Below are 14,297 nucleotides of genomic sequence, written 5' to 3' on the forward strand. Positions count from 1 at the left end.
GACGAAATCACAGCTACATCAAGGGGAAGGGTGGTGGACGCACTTGGGCTCGAACCAAGGACCCGCTGATTAAGAGTCAGCTGCTCTACCAACTGAGCTATGCGTCCCCATGGCCGTGGCGCCTGTTGGGGCGCGCTTGGGAAGGGGGCATTTCGTTCATGGGCGGCCGATTGTCAAGCGCCTCGATGCACCTTTTCTGCAAAAAGTTTGCAGGGCTTCAGGCGAAGGCGCCGCCGCCTCGTCCGGGCTTGCGATCGACTGACATGATCAGGCCGATGCAGATCATGATGGTCAGCATGGAACTGCCGCCATGGCTCAGGAACGGCAGCGGAATGCCCACCACGGGGGCGAGACCCATCACCATCATCAGGTTGATCGCGACGTAGAAAAAGATGGTGGTCGTCAGCCCTGCGGCGACCAGCTTTCCGTAGCGCGTGTTGGCGCGCAACGCGACGGCGAAGCCCCAGCGGAACAGCAGCGCGAAGCCGATCAGGATGGCGATGCCGCCCATCAGGCCCCATTCCTCGCTCATCGTGGCGAACACGAAGTCGGTATGGCCTTCGGGCAGGTAGTTGAGGTGGCTCTGCGTGCCGTTGAGGAATCCCTTGCCCCATAGCCCGCCCGATCCGATCGCGATCTTGGACTGGCTGATATGATAGCCCGCGCCCAGCGGATCGGCCGAGGGATCGAGGAAGGTGGTAACGCGCCCGCGCTGATAATCGTGCAGCACGAAGAAGAAGGCGAGGGGGGCGATCACCGCGATCGCCGCGCCCGCGCCCACGAACAGTCGCATCGGCAGGCCGGCCATGAAAGCCACGGTGACGCCGCCCGCAACGATGGTGATGGTGGTGCCGAGATCGGGCTGAAGGAGCACGAGCGCGCTGGGCAAGCCCATCAGCACCAGCGGCGGCCAGATCGCATCGAAAGTGTAGAGCTTGCTGGGCGGCAACCGATCGAAGAACAGGGCGACCGCGAGGACGATCGTGGGTTTCATCAGCTCGGACGGTTGCAGCGTGATAACGCCCAGGTTCAGCCAGCGCTGGCTGCCGCCGCCGATCTGGCCGAGCAGCTCCACCAGAAGCAGCATGCCAAGCACCGCGCCGTAAATGGGAAAGGTCATGCGCTTCCAGAAATCGGGCGAGAAGCGTGAAATGACGATGGCGAGGCCGAGGGCGACCGTGAAGCGCACGAGATGCGGCGCAGCCCACGGCATCAGATGGCCGCCCGCCGCGCTGTAGAGCACCACGCCGCCGAAACCGGCGAGGCAGAACAGGGTCAGGATCAGCTTCCAGGGAAGCTCCGCAATCGGTGCGGGAACGATGCCGCCGGGGCGCGTGCTCATGTCGTCTGCTCCCCGTCCTTTGTGTCCGATTGCGCTTCACCGCTTTGGCGGGCGCGGAACAGGGCGAGATCGCGCGCCATGCGCTGTTCGATATCGCCGCCCCACTGCTTTTCCAGCGCGAGCAGCGAATCCATCGCCTTCTGACGGTCATAGAGATACAGCAGAACGTCGCGGGCCACCGGATAGGCCGCGCCGGATCCGCCGCCATGTTCGATCACCGTGGCGCAGGCATAGCGCGGGTTGTCGAACGGCGCGAAGGCGATGAAGAGGCCGTGGTCGCGATATTTCCAGATGGTGTTCTTGCCGTCGCCGCGCGACAGGCTGACGACCTGCGCGGTGCCGGTCTTGCCCGCCAGCTTGACATTGTCGAGCGGCAGGCGCGCACGGCCCGCGGTGCCGGGGCCGTTCACCACGTCCGACATGGCGTTGCGCACGCGCACGATATGGTCTTCGGGAAAGCCCAGGCTTTCGGGCGGCGGGGCCTGCTGATCCATAACGAGGTGCGGCATCAGCTTTTTGCCGGTAGCAAGCCGCGCGCACATCACCGCAAGCTGCAGCGGGTTGGCGAGATAATAGCCCTGGCCGATGCTGGCGTTCACCGTGTCATAGGTCTGCCAGGGCTTGCCGAACTTCTTCTCCTTCCAGCTTGGGCTGGGCACCGTGCCGTAGAACTGGCTGGTGACGGGCAGGGGGAATTCCTGCCCCATGCCGAGCTGGTCGACGAAGTTCGCGACCTTTTCGAAGCCGACCTTCTGGGCGAAGTGATAGAAATAGCTGTCGCAGCTCTGGTAGATGCCCTTGGCCATATCGACCACGCCGTGATTGCCCCAGCAGTGGAAGAAGCGGTTGCCGATGCGCCGTCCGCCGCCGCAGATGATGCTCTCGTCGGGATCGATGCCGTTCTCCATGAATGCCATGGCATGGCTGGGCTTCACGGTGGAGCCGGGCGGATAGAGGCCCTTCAGCGCCTTGTTGCGCAAGGGAACATGGTCGTCCGCCTGAAGCCACTTATATTCGCTCACACCGATGCCGTCGGAGAAGCTGTTGGGATCGAAGCTGGGCATTGACGCCATCGTCAGGATGCCGCCGGTTTCGCAGTCGATCACGACCACGCTGCCCGATTCCTGACCTAGGCGCCGCGCGGCATAGTGATGTAGATCCACGTCGAGCGCGAGTTGCACCGGCTTGCCCGGCACGTCGGAGCGAGTGGTGAGTTCCTGCACGATCTTGCCGCTGGCCGTCACCTCGACGCGCTTGGCGCCGGGCTTGCCCTTCAGATCCTGCTCGAAGGCCGATTCAAGCCCGTCCTTGCCGATCTTGAAGCCGGGCGTGATGAGCAAGGGGTCCTTGCTCTCGTCATATTCTTCCTTGGAGGCGGTGCCGACATAGCCGATCAGATGGCCGACCGCGGCGCCCGCGGGATAGCGGCGCGAGAAACCCTGGCGCGGCGACACGCCGGGCATGTCCGGCAAGCGCACCGAGACCGCGGCATAGCGCTCCCAATCGAGGCCGGAGGCGACCTGGACAGGCTGGAACCCGCTCTTTTCGTCCAGTTCCTTGTTGATCCGGGTCACTTCCTCACCGCTGAGGTTGAGGAGCGTCGCCAGTTCGCGCACGGTGCCTTCCCGGTTGGCGAGGCGCTCGGGGATAATGTCGACGCGGAAATCGGCGCGGTTATCGGCGATCGGCTTGCCATAGCGATCGATGAACCAGCCGCGGCGCGGAGGCAGCAGCGTCAGGTTCACGCGGTTGCTTTCGGAAAGCAGCTTGTAGCGCTCGTTTTCGGCCACGGAGATGTAGGTCATGCGCGCGGCCAAGGCGAGGCCCAGCACGCCTTGCACGCCGCCGACGAACATCGCCCGGCGGGTGAAGGTGAAGTCCTGCTGCGCGCTGTTGATCGTCTTGGGCGGTTTGGAGCGTTTGCTGGTGCTGCGGCGGCGCCTGCGGAAGGAAATCATGCCGACAAACGCCACCTGTCCAGCGCGGACACAATGCGCGCCACAATCGGAAAGCCGAAGATCGAAAGCAGAATTTGCGGCACCAGCGGCTCCAACCCGGCTGGCTTATACACCAGCCCCACTATCAGCATGCCCCCAATGATCGCGAATATAAGGCATAAAGCCGCAACAAGCCAGTCCTGCCAGTAATCGCGCCAGTTGGTGCGATCATTGATCAGGCTGAGCGCGATCACCACGACGGACCACAGGAACGCCGCGCTTCCGATCGGCTGGCCGGAGAACAGATCGTCGAACAGGCCGAGCGGAAAGCCGATCCAGATCGGCCACAGGCCGGGGCGCAGCTGGCGCCAGGCGATCAACATCATGAGGCCGAGCGGCGGGAGCAGCGGCAGCGCGGTAAGGATGGGCAGGGTGGTGACGAGCGAGGCGACCAGCACCGAGATGATCGGCACGGCATTCGCCTTCAGCGGCGAGGCGCGCCGGTTCAGCCTTGATCGGTAACGGCGGCGCTTGGCGACGGGATAGGCATTGGTGACGGTGGAACGGCGCATGGCGGCTTATTCGCCCGCCGCGTCATCCGCCGGCAGATCGGAGGCGGGGGCCTCCGGCGCCTTGGGCGGGGGCACGGGTATGAAGACGCGCTGCACCATCGCATAGCTGGTGTCGGCGGGCTGAGCGAAGGGCCGCGCTACCGCGCCGTCCGGCGTCAGGCGCAGCACCTGCGCCACCGGGATATCCGGCGCGTAGAGGCCGCCGTTTCCGCTCGTCACCAGCACATCACCCGCACGAAACGGGTTCTGCCCGGCGTTGATCGCGCGAATTTCGACATTGCCGTCGGCGAGGCCGGTGGAAAAAGCGGGCAGGCCGTCGCTTGCGCGGCGCACCGGCACGACATTCTCCGGATCGGTGATGAGCAGAATGGTCGCGGTGCCTGCGCTGGCATTCAGGATGCGGCCGACCAGCCCTTTGGGGCTGCGCACCGGCTGACCCGAGCGCACGCCGCGCCGCGTGCCGACCGATAGCGTCGCGAGGCGGCGCGTGGAGGAGGCGCTGGTGCTGATGAGGCGGCCTACTGCGACGCGTTCAGCGGTGTTCTGTACCAGGCCGAGCATCTGGTGCAGGCGTTCGATTTCGCGCTCCTGCGAGCGGGCCTTGATCAGTTCCGCGCGATAGGCATCCACCTGCCGCTGCAGTTCGGCATTTTTGCGTCCGGCGTTCACATAAGCGGCGATGGTGCTGCCGGCGCCGCCCACGGCGCGGCGGCCGCCGTCTACGCCCTCGGCCACCGGCGCCGTCGCCTCCCGCCCGATCGAACGGAGCGCGGCGAACCCGGTTGGGTCGATCAGCGAGATGGCAAGCAGCAGCAGTCCGCCCAGCGCACCGGCCACCGCCAGCACATAGCCGGCAAAGATGCCATATTGCGCCTTGCGGGAAAAACCCGGACGCCGGCTCGGCGGCGTGGCCATGTCGGTCGCTCCCCCCTGATGGACGGCGAATGGTGAACGGGCGGGCTCAGGCGGTCGTCAGAACCCCGCGGAAGATCGGATCTTCCATTGCGCGGCCGGTGCCGATCGCAACGCAGGTGAGCGGATCCTCGGCCACCGTCACGGGCAGGCCGGTCTCGTCGCGCAGCTGCTCGTCGAGGCCCGCCATCAGGGCGCCGCCGCCGGTGAGCACGATGCCCTGATCGACAATGTCGGCGGCCAGTTCCGGCGCGGTGTTTTCCAGCGCGATGCGCACGCCTTCCACGATCGTGCCGATCGGTTCTGACAGCGAATCGGCGATCTGGCCCTGATTGATGGCGATTTCCTTGGGCACGCCGTTCACAAGATCGCGGCCCTTGATGTGGATCGTCTGGCCGATGCCGTCGGCAGGGGCGCGGGCGATGCCATATTCCTTCTTGATCCGCTCCGCCGTGGCTTCGCCGATCAGCAGATTGTGGTGACGACGGACATAGGAGACGATCGCCTCGTCCATCTTGTCGCCGCCGGTGCGCACCGAGGTGGTATAGGCAAGGCCGCGCAGGGACAGCACGGCAACTTCGGTCGTGCCGCCGCCGATATCCACCACCATGGAGCCGATCGGTTCGGTCACCGGCATATCGGCGCCGATCGCAGCGGCCATCGGCTCTTCGATCAGGAACACTTCCGATGCGCCCGCATTGCTGGCGGCATCGCGGATCGCGCGGCGTTCAACGCTGGTGGAGCCCGACGGCACGCAAATCACGATTTCGGGATAGCTGAACATCCGGCGCTTGCCGTGCACCTTGTGGATGAAGTGCTTGATCATCTGCTCGGCGACATCGATGTCCGCGATCACGCCGTCGCGAAGCGGGCGGATCGCCTCGATCGAATCGGGCGTCTTGCCCATCATCATCTTGGCGTCGTCGCCCACGGCGCGCACCTTCTTGATGCCCTGCAGCGTCTCGATCGCCACCACCGAAGGCTCGTTCAGGACGATGCCCTGGCCGCGCACGTAGACCACCGTGTTCGCGGTGCCGAGGTCGATCGCCATGTCATGCGAGTTGAACTTGAAGAGACGAGAGAAAACCATGACTATTCCTGTGCCTTGGGTGGGGCGGGTCCCTGTTGGCAAATCCTATAGCGGGTTCGAGCCGCCGTTTCGGCAGCGAAACATCCTATCGCGCTATGGGGAGTCGCCTGATGCGTGCGCTTCGGCTAGATCGCCCCCCATGTCAATAAGAAGGCTTCCCGAATCCCTGGTCAATCGCATCGCCGCCGGAGAGGTGGTGGAAAGGCCCGCCAGCGCACTGAAGGAGATCGTCGAGAACGCGATCGACGCGGGCGCGCAAAGCATCGCGATCCGGCTGGGAAGCGGCGGTCTGGGCCTTATCGAAGTCACCGACGACGGCTGCGGCATGGTGCGTGCGGAGATGGAACTCGCGCTGGAACGGCACGCCACGTCCAAGCTGCCCGAGAGCCTGCTGGGCGAAACCGAAGCGCTGGAACTGGTTGAAACGCTCGGCTTTCGCGGCGAGGCGTTGCCGTCGATCGCCTCGGTCGCGCGGCTCACCATCGAGAGCCGCACGAAAGAGGGCGAGGGCTGGTCCCGCACGGTCGACCACGGCCTGCTGGCGGAGGAAGGCCCGGCGGCCATTCCGCCGGGCACGCGGGTGCGCGTGGAAGAGCTGTTCGCCAAGGTGCCCGCGCGGCGCAAATTCCTGCGCAGCGCGCGGTCCGAATATGCCGCCGCGCTGGATGCGGTAAAGCGCCTCGCCATGGCACGGCCGGAGATCGGTTTCACGCTGGACCATGACGGGCGGCGCACGCTCTCGGTGCAGCCGGGCATGACGGGGCCGGAACGGGTCGCCGCGCTCACCACGCCGGGGCTCGTCGAAAACAGCGTTGCGGTGGAGCTGGAGCGCGAAGGTGTGACGCTGGGCGGGGTCGCCAGCCTGCCGACCTTCAACCGCGGCGTGGCCGACCACCAATATCTGTTCGTCAACGGCCGCCCGGTTAAGGATCGGCTGCTGACCGGCGCGGTACGCGGCGCCTATGCCGAGATGCTTGCGCGCGATCGCCATGCCGTTCTGGCGCTGTTCCTCGACGTGCCGCCCGAAGCGGTCGATGTGAACGTCCACCCCGCCAAGACCGAGGTGCGCTTTCGCGAGCCGCAGATGATCCGCGGCATGATCGTCTCGGGGCTGCGGCGCGCGCTGGAGGAAGCAGGCTTCCGCTCGGTCAGCCGCCCCAGCCAGTCGAGCGAGCAGCTGTGGCAGCAGGAACCGGTGCGCGAGCCTGAACGGATGCTGTGGTCGCAGGATAGCGGGGCACCGTCACCCTCTGGTCTGCGGGAGGGGCTGGGGACGGGCCCGTCTACTGAATACGCCGTCGCTTCTAGCTTAGGCGACTATCCCATGCCCGGTGCCCCGAGCGGCCAAGAGGGCAGCAGCCTGCGCGAAGACCGCACCCCCTTCGCCCCCATGGGTCGCGCTGCGCCTGCAGCCGAAGCGGTGCCGCAGGCGGCCGAGCATCCGCTCGGCGTTGCGCGCGGGCAGGTCGCGAAGACCTATATCGTCGCCGAGGCGGAGGACGGGCTCGTCATCGTCGATCAGCATGCCGCGCATGAACGGCTGGTGCTCGAGCGCATGCGCGCCGCGGCGGGCGAGGGGGCGGTGCCTGCACAGCGCCTGCTGATGCCCGAGGTGATCGAGCTGGAAGAAACAGCTTGCGACCGGCTGGAAGCGCGCGCGGACGAACTCGCCGCGTTCGGGCTCGAGCTGGAGCGCTTCGGCGCGGGCGCCATGCTGGTGCGCAGCGTGCCGGCGATGCTGGGCGACGGCAACATCCTGGGACTCGTAGAAGACCTCGCCGACGAACTCGCCGCCTATGACGAGGCACTGAGCCTGAAAGAACGCATCGACCATGTCGCCGCCACCATGGCCTGCCACGGCTCCGTCCGCGCCGGCCGCGTGCTCAACGTGGCCGAAATGAACCAGTTATTGCGCGACATGGAAGCCACCCCCCGCTCCGGGCAGTGCAACCACGGCCGCCCGACCTGGGTGAAGCTGGGCCACAAGGACATCGAGAAGCTGTTCGGGCGGAAGTGATTCATTCGGGCGGCGCTTTCACGCTCGGCTTTCAATTCTGAATTTTTAGGGGCAGCTCGACTAATTTCGCCGAGGCGGCTTTGAGAGACTAGGCGATCAAGATGTCCTGCTAGACGTGAGTTCGTAATTGAGATCCATGTCCAGCGCGCGTTTTGTGATCTTCACAATCTCGTCGCTAGAATAACTGTTCGGCACGGCTAAAGTCGCTTCGACTCTTCCGTCTTCACGCTTGTGCATCAAAAGGTGTAACTTGGGCGGGTACTTAAGATTGTCTAGGTCAACAAAGCGACTGACGTTGCTGGGCGCACCCCACACCTTCAATTTTGTAGAAACCACAAAATTGCTAGAAGGCTGTTCTGTGCAGTTTGCTAACAAACTCGCCAACCCCAACGCCGCCAAAGCGAGAAATCTTTTATTCACGATCCTATCCCCCGATTCGATTTTGAGAACGTAGTGAAAAATAGCGCAACTACAAAACAAAAATCATCATTGCTGTTGAATATCCACCTATAAATGGATGAAAAGTAAAGATTCTCACCTCGACGAAAAAAAGCTGACTGTTGATCGCAAATACCATAAAGATCAGTATAATTAAAGAAGCAATAATCAAATGCAGACTTATTATGGGGAAAGTCTATAGTAAAGCAAATCACGTCACGCTTCATATAGTGATATCTATCAGACGTCCTCGCTTAGATGCTGTATGCATTGCCGCATGGTCACCCGTTTGAGGCGATGGAGAATTCTGATGGTTTTGTTTTCTCTCGCCTAACTGTCTTGAGAAGCTTTCGCCTAACCCCGTCATTTCTCCGTAAGCACAAGACGAAATTTTCTTCGGGTCGCTATCCGGGGAACCCCGCCAACACCGTCATTACCCGAAGGGGTAATCGACGGGTGGCTGTCGCTCATGTCAGGTACGGGCAAAGGTCGTGGTGCCGAGATACTGGATGAAGGAGAAACGGGATATGTCGCCGGAGGCCGTAGCCATCACCATTGCGGGATCGGTCGGCCTCAGCGGAAACGACCTGGCGGTCGGGTTGCTCGAACAGTCAAAAGACTGCGTCAAGCTGCTGAGCATCGACGGCCATCTGGATTTCATGAACTGCAACGGCCTCCTTGCTATGGAGATCGACGATACCGCCGATGTGATCGGCCGCCTCTGGTGGGACTTGTGGCCCGAGCCCTCGCGTCCTTTCGTCGAAGCACGGTTCCGTCTCGCTGCGCAAGGCGGGGAAGCCGAGTTCGCGGCGGACTGTCCCACGGCGAAGGGCGCGCTGCGGCGATAGTCCGTGAATCTGCGGCCGCTATGCGCTGCATCCGGACAGGTGGTTTCCGTCCTGTGCACATCGCGGGACGTAACCGGCTGAAGCTGCACGCCAGACGGCACGGAAAGCCACTTCCGAAAATCGATCCGGCGGCATCATCGGACCGCAATCGACGCGACCGGGGGCGCAATGCGCCGCAAGAGCATTGAATTGCAGCGTTACCGCACTTAGCGCATCGCCCCGTCGATCCATGCGAATCGAGGGAGATCCCTATGCACCTGCGCCTGTCCGTCGTCCTGAGCTTGACCGCCGCCCTGCCGCTCGCGCTGGCCGCCTGTTCGGGCAAGAGCGAGGAAGAGATCGCTAAGGAAAACAACACCTATCTTCCTGCCGATGCTCCGCCGACGGCGAAGGAGCGGCCGATCCTGCTCGATGCGCTGACCCAGGCCGATTATGAGGCGCGGCTTGGCAGCGGCCCGACCTGTCGTTTCACCAGCGCGGACGGGCGCGAGCTGTTCGTGGCTGCGGGGCCGGCAAATGGCGCTGCCAAGGGCAAGGGGCTGTTGAAGCTGGGCGGCGATTTCCGCACGCTGCAGGCCGATACGGCCGGGGGGATCGAGGCGATCCAGAATGGCGGTCGTTTCTCGGACGGCAATGTCATCGCGGTGATCGAGGCCGCCGGAGGTCAGGGCGATCTGACGGTGGCGATCGCCGACGGCAACGAGGCGCGCTTCGACGCCGGTCTGTGGGCCTGCGGCGCCTGAGCCGATTTAGCGCGCCATCGCGCCTTTAAAAACGGGCAGCAACGGGCTATCTCCGCCTGCATGAAAGCCTTTCTGTTTCTTGCCGCTGCGCCGATCCTTCTGGCATCTTGCGCCCGTACCGTTCCCGTAGACGAGTTCGAGCCGGATCGCAGCGTAGCCGAATTGGCGCAGACGACGTCCGGCCCATCGCTTGGTGCTTCGCCTTCTCAGGCGGAACCGGCGCAGAGCAGCCAGGCCGCGCTCAATCTGCAGGCCGTTACCGCCGCCGATTTCGGCGGAGCGATCGATCCCTTGCAGAGCTGTTCGTTCACCTCTGCGGCAGACGAACTGCTGCTGGTGGCAGCTTCCCCGGCGGGCGCGATGGAACGCCCGCGCGCGGTGGTGCGGCTGCCCGGCGGGGTCGTGCGCCTGGATGGGATGCGCGGCGGCGGCTATAATTACCTCACCGAAGGCCCGGCCTTCCAGAATCAGAAGGGCCTGACGATCACGATCGTGCGGGACGATACCGCCTCTGCCCCGGTCACGGTGCCGACTGACGCGGCCAATGGTGAGCCAGTGCCAGGTGCAGTGGAAGCGAATGCGCAGAGCTGGCCGGCAACGCTCACCGTCATTACCGAGCAGGCCGAGCAGCAATATCCGCAAGGTGTGTATACCTGCGGCATCTGATGGCTGCGCGGGAAAGCTGACGACCTGGAAGCTCTGCTTAGACCTGCGAGTGCGGGTCAGTCGTTCGCTTCCGGATCGCGCACGCGGATGAGGCCGTTCGCGACCATCGACAGAACCGGTTCGTCCTTTTGATTGAAGGTGGTCTGCCGCGTTTTCGTAATGCCCATTTCAGGGCGCGAGGCGGAGCGGCGCTTTTCGATCAGTTCGCTTTCCACCCGCAACACATCACCCGGGTAAACCGGGCGCAGCCAACGCAATTCGTCAATGCCGGGTGAGCCGAGCGAGGCCTGTGCCTCATCCTCCCAACTATCGACCATCATCCGCATGGTCATGGCGCAAGTGTGCCAGCCGCTGGCGGAAAGCTTGCCGAAATAGGTTTCGGCCGCCGCGGCATCGTCAAGATGAAAGGGCTGCGGATCATAGGCGGTGGCGAACTGCAGCACCTCCTCGCGCGTGACTTCGTAGCGACCGAATTTGCGCTGCGAACCGACGATCAGGTCTTCGTAAAATTGCATGGCCGCAATCTTCGGTCACGTCCCGGCAGATGGCAAGCGATTAAGACGCCTCACAGGAAGCGGTGAGGCCCGGCCGAACGCCCTTCCTCATGGCGCCCGCCGTTACTTGCGTGTCAGCGCCTTGGCCAGATTGTCGCCGCCGTCGCTTTTCAGCGGCTCGATACCGATCAGGCGGGCGAGCAGGGGATAGATATCGACATTGTCGAACGTGCCCTTGGCCTTCCCGGTGATGTCCGGGCCGCTGGCGGCGAACAGCGCAAGCATGTCGGGGTCCTGATTGTCATAGCCATGCGCGCCGCCCGAAACCGGGTAAGGCGGATCGCCTGCCAGGATCGTCCAGCCGGGCTCGGCAATGCAGATGATCGCTGCGACGCGCGGGTTCTTGCCGTAATCCAAGCGACCCGGCAGGTCCTTTTTGCGCCGGCAATCCATATGGTCGTGCGCCTTCAACAGCGCGTCATAGACAATGTCGTCGGTGCCCGCGGCAGGTTCGATCGCGGCATAGGGCCCGCCTTCGACCATGATGAAGCTGTCTAGCGGCAGCAGATCGGCAAGCTGAACCACCTTCGCCGGATCCACCGCGCGCATGCCATGATCGGCCACCACGACGATGTCCGCGTTCACGCCCATGGCGCGCAGCCCCTCGCGTAGATAGCCGATTTCAGCATCGACGTTCTGGATTGCCGCATTCACTTCCGCGCTGTCCGGGCCGTAACGGTGTCCGGCGGTGTCCACCGTATCGAAATACAGCGTTACGAAGCGCGGGCGGATATCAGCCGGACGCCGCATCCAATCGAGTACCGCGTTCACTCGCTGACGACCGGTTACCGCCTGATCGAAGCGCTGCCAGTCTTGCGGGCGCTGGTCATGGATCGCGACTTCGCTGCCGGGCCAGAACATCGTGGCGGTGCGCACACCCTGCTTTTCGGCGGTCACCCAGATCGGCTCGGCCTCGTCCCACCAGAAGGGGTCGAGCGACTGCTTGGGATCGCCCAGCGAGAACATCACGCCCGGGCGGCGCGGGTCGATCATCGAGTTGCCGACGATGCCGTTATTGTCGGGCCGCTTGCCGGTGACGAGCGTGTAGTGATTGGGGAAGGTCTTGGTGGGAAAGCTTGGCCGCATCGGCGCGCTGGTGCCCTCCACCGCGATGGCCGAGATGTTCGGGCTGATGCCGCGGTTCAGATAATCGGCGCGAAAACCATCGATGCCGATCAGGATGACAGGGGTGGGCGCATTCTGCGGCGGCGGCGCTTCCTGCGCGAAAGCCGGGGCGGCAACCAACGCCAGGATCAGCAGAACCAGTTTCTTCATGTTATGTTATACTCCGTCACCCGGGGCGGGCATCAGCCATCCAACCGCCTGTGGATTGTAGAGCCGAAATGTTACGGCTCTGCGCCGATCACACGTTGAATTTGAACAGCATCACATCGCCGTCCTGCACCAGATATTCCTTGCCCTCCTGGCGCAGGCGACCGTGCTCGCGTGCGCCGGCTTCCCCCTGATATTCGACATAATCGTCGAATGCGATGGTTTCGGCGCGGATGAAGCCGCGCTGGAAGTCGCTGTGGATTTCGCCCGCGGCTTCGGGGGCCTTGGCGCCCTTATGGACCGTCCAGGCGCGCGCTTCCTTGGGGCCGCAGGTGAAGAAGGTCTGCAGGTTCAAGAGCTCGTAACCCGCGCGGATGATGCGCGCGAGGCCAGTTTCCTCCAGCCCCATTTCGGAGAGAAATTCCATCTTCTCCTCCTGGCTCATACCGACAAGGTCCGCCTCGATCGCAGCGGAAACAATCACTGCCTCCGCGCCTTCGGCTTTCGCCTTTTCGAATACGCGCGCGCTATATTCATTGCCGTTCGCCGCGGCGTCTTCCTCGACATTGCAGACATAGAGCACGGGCTTCGCGGTGAGCAGCTGCGCCTGCGCGAATAGACGCGCCTCTTCCTCGTCCGCCGGTTCGGTGAGCCGTGCGGGCTTGCCGTCGCGCAGCAGATCGAGCGCCTTGGACAGCACCGCGGCGGTGGCCTTGGCTTCCTTGTCGCCGCTCGCGCCGCGCTTCTGCAGGTTCGGCACGCGCTTTTCGAGACTTTCGAGGTCCGCGAGCATCAGCTCGGTCTCCACCGTCTCGGCATCGGCGATGGGATCGACCTTGTTCTCGACATGCTGGATGTCGTCATTCTCGAAGCAGCGCAGCACATGGACGATCGCGTCCACCTCGCGAATATTGCCTAGGAACTGGTTGCCCAGACCCTCGCCGGTGGAGGCGCCGCGCACCAGGCCGGCAATGTCCACGAAGCTGAGCTGCGTCTCGATGATCTTCGCGCTGCCCGCGATGCCGGCGATCTTCTGCAACCGCGGATCGGGCACAGCGACCTGGCCGACATTCGGCTCGATCGTGCAGAAGGGATAATTGGCCGCCTGCGCCGCCTGCGTCTCCGTTAGCGCATTGAACAGCGTGGACTTGCCGACATTCGGCAGCCCGACGATCCCGCATTTGAAACCCATGAAATACTCGTCCTGATGTGATGCCAGCGCATCTAGCGCCGCAAGCGGCAGATTTCCAGTGGCGCGCGGGGGGCGATACCGCGTCTGCGCGCGCTGCCCGCTTGAAGGGATGGGGCGTCAGCTCTGCATCCGCAGCGCGACCTCATTCATGAAGCGGGCATCCTCGCCCTTCGCCAGCCATTCGGCTTCGGCGCCGATGGCACCGAGCATATCGGCAAGATCGTCCATTTCGGTCTTGGCGAAATTGCCAAGGACATGGCCGTTCACGCGTTCCTTGGAGCCCGGGTGGCCGATGCCGATGCGCACGCGGCGGAAGTCCGCGCCGATATGCGCGTCGATGGATCGCAGGCCATTATGGCCGGCATGGCCGCCGCCCGTTTTCACCTTCAGCTTGAATTCCTGAAGGTCCAGCTCGTCATGGAAGACGGTGACGTCGGCGGGCTCCAGATTATAGAAGCGCATCGCCTGGCCGACGCTCTGGCCGCTCTCGTTCATGAAGGTGGCGGGCTTCAGGCACAGGATTTTCTCGCTGCCGAAGCGCCCTTCGACCAGCCAGCCGGCAAATTTCTTCGACGGTGCGGGAAAATCATGCATTTCGGCGATGGCGTCCAGCGCCATGAAGCCGACATTGTGCCGGTGCAGCGCATAACGCGGGCCCGGATTGCCGAGGCCGACCCAGAGCTGCATGACGGATGCCTCCTGATTGAGTGCGTC

The 14,297-nt window shown here is 63.7% G+C and carries 14 protein-coding genes and 1 tRNA gene; 4 read left to right on the top strand and 11 right to left on the bottom strand.

The annotated features are described in order from the left end of the window. Positions 1-31: 31 nt before the first annotated feature. From H7X45_RS02510 to H7X45_RS02535, 6 genes are all read right to left on the bottom strand, one after another. Positions 32-107 (bottom strand) — tRNA-Lys (locus tag H7X45_RS02510). A 110-nt stretch (positions 108-217) separates the two neighbouring features. Continuing rightward, complete coding sequence (gene rodA / locus H7X45_RS02515) at positions 218-1,342, bottom strand: rod shape-determining protein RodA (protein WP_187335993.1); 1,125 nt, start codon at positions 1,340-1,342, stop codon at positions 218-220. Continuing rightward, positions 1,339-3,300, bottom strand: coding sequence for a penicillin-binding protein 2 (gene mrdA / locus H7X45_RS02520; RefSeq protein ID WP_187335994.1), 1,962 nt, complete (start codon positions 3,298-3,300; stop codon positions 1,339-1,341). The genes rodA and mrdA overlap by 4 nt, the downstream gene beginning before the upstream one ends. Continuing rightward, complete coding sequence (gene mreD / locus H7X45_RS02525; protein WP_187335995.1) at positions 3,297-3,851, bottom strand: rod shape-determining protein MreD; 555 nt, start codon at positions 3,849-3,851, stop codon at positions 3,297-3,299. Before mreD ends, mrdA begins: the two co-directional genes overlap by 4 nt. 6 nt (positions 3,852-3,857) lie before the next feature. Beyond that, entirely contained in the window at positions 3,858-4,766 is a 909-nt protein-coding gene (locus H7X45_RS02530; RefSeq protein ID WP_187335996.1) for a rod shape-determining protein MreC, read from the bottom strand. Between the two features lie 46 nt (positions 4,767-4,812). Further along, the gene (locus tag H7X45_RS02535) at positions 4,813-5,853 is read right to left on the bottom strand and encodes a rod shape-determining protein (protein ID WP_187335997.1); all 1,041 of its coding nucleotides are present in this window, start codon (positions 5,851-5,853) and stop codon (positions 4,813-4,815) included. Positions 5,854-5,992: 139 nt separating this feature from the next. Here H7X45_RS02535 and mutL point away from each other — a divergent pair, with 139 nt between their 5' ends. Continuing rightward, positions 5,993-7,870, top strand: coding sequence for a DNA mismatch repair endonuclease MutL (gene mutL / locus H7X45_RS02540; RefSeq protein ID WP_187335998.1), 1,878 nt, complete (start codon positions 5,993-5,995; stop codon positions 7,868-7,870). 96 nt (positions 7,871-7,966) lie between these two features. Here mutL and H7X45_RS02545 read toward each other — a convergent pair whose 3' ends face one another. After that, positions 7,967-8,290 carry a hypothetical protein gene (locus H7X45_RS02545; protein ID WP_187335999.1) on the bottom strand — a complete coding sequence of 108 codons (324 nt, stop codon included), beginning with the start codon at positions 8,288-8,290 and terminating at the stop codon, positions 7,967-7,969. Between the two features lie 545 nt (positions 8,291-8,835). Between H7X45_RS02545 and H7X45_RS02550 the strand changes: the two genes are divergently transcribed. The 3 genes from H7X45_RS02550 to H7X45_RS02560 all read left to right on the top strand — a co-directional run bounded on the left by H7X45_RS02550 (position 8,836) and on the right by H7X45_RS02560 (position 10,565). Beyond that, a complete protein-coding gene (locus H7X45_RS02550; RefSeq protein WP_246449595.1) occupies positions 8,836-9,156 on the top strand; it encodes a PAS domain-containing protein in 321 nt (106 codons plus the stop codon). A 251-nt stretch (positions 9,157-9,407) separates the two neighbouring features. After that, positions 9,408-9,899, top strand: coding sequence for a hypothetical protein (locus H7X45_RS02555; protein WP_187336000.1), 492 nt, complete (start codon positions 9,408-9,410; stop codon positions 9,897-9,899). 60 nt (positions 9,900-9,959) lie between these two features. Next, the gene (locus H7X45_RS02560) at positions 9,960-10,565 is read left to right on the top strand and encodes a hypothetical protein (protein WP_187336001.1); all 606 of its coding nucleotides are present in this window, start codon (positions 9,960-9,962) and stop codon (positions 10,563-10,565) included. Positions 10,566-10,621: 56 nt separating this feature from the next. On the opposite strand, the gene H7X45_RS02565 is transcribed toward H7X45_RS02560, so the two are convergent. The 4 genes from H7X45_RS02565 to pth form a co-directional block, all read right to left on the bottom strand. Next, positions 10,622-11,080: a MaoC family dehydratase gene (locus H7X45_RS02565; protein WP_187336002.1), complete on the bottom strand. Its 459-nt coding sequence runs from the start codon at positions 11,078-11,080 to the stop codon at positions 10,622-10,624. 102 nt (positions 11,081-11,182) lie between these two features. After that, positions 11,183-12,394: an alkaline phosphatase family protein gene (locus H7X45_RS02570; RefSeq protein WP_187336003.1), complete on the bottom strand. Its 1,212-nt coding sequence runs from the start codon at positions 12,392-12,394 to the stop codon at positions 11,183-11,185. An 88-nt stretch (positions 12,395-12,482) separates the two neighbouring features. Beyond that, the gene (ychF, locus tag H7X45_RS02575) at positions 12,483-13,583 is read right to left on the bottom strand and encodes a redox-regulated ATPase YchF (RefSeq protein WP_187336004.1); all 1,101 of its coding nucleotides are present in this window, start codon (positions 13,581-13,583) and stop codon (positions 12,483-12,485) included. 117 nt (positions 13,584-13,700) lie between these two features. Next, the gene (gene pth, locus H7X45_RS02580; RefSeq protein WP_187336005.1) at positions 13,701-14,270 is read right to left on the bottom strand and encodes an aminoacyl-tRNA hydrolase; all 570 of its coding nucleotides are present in this window, start codon (positions 14,268-14,270) and stop codon (positions 13,701-13,703) included. Positions 14,271-14,297: the final 27 nt, after the last annotated feature.

This window comes from Novosphingopyxis iocasae, assembly GCF_014334095.1.
In the GTDB taxonomy this organism is placed as follows: Bacteria; Pseudomonadota; Alphaproteobacteria; order Sphingomonadales; family Sphingomonadaceae; genus Novosphingopyxis; species Novosphingopyxis iocasae.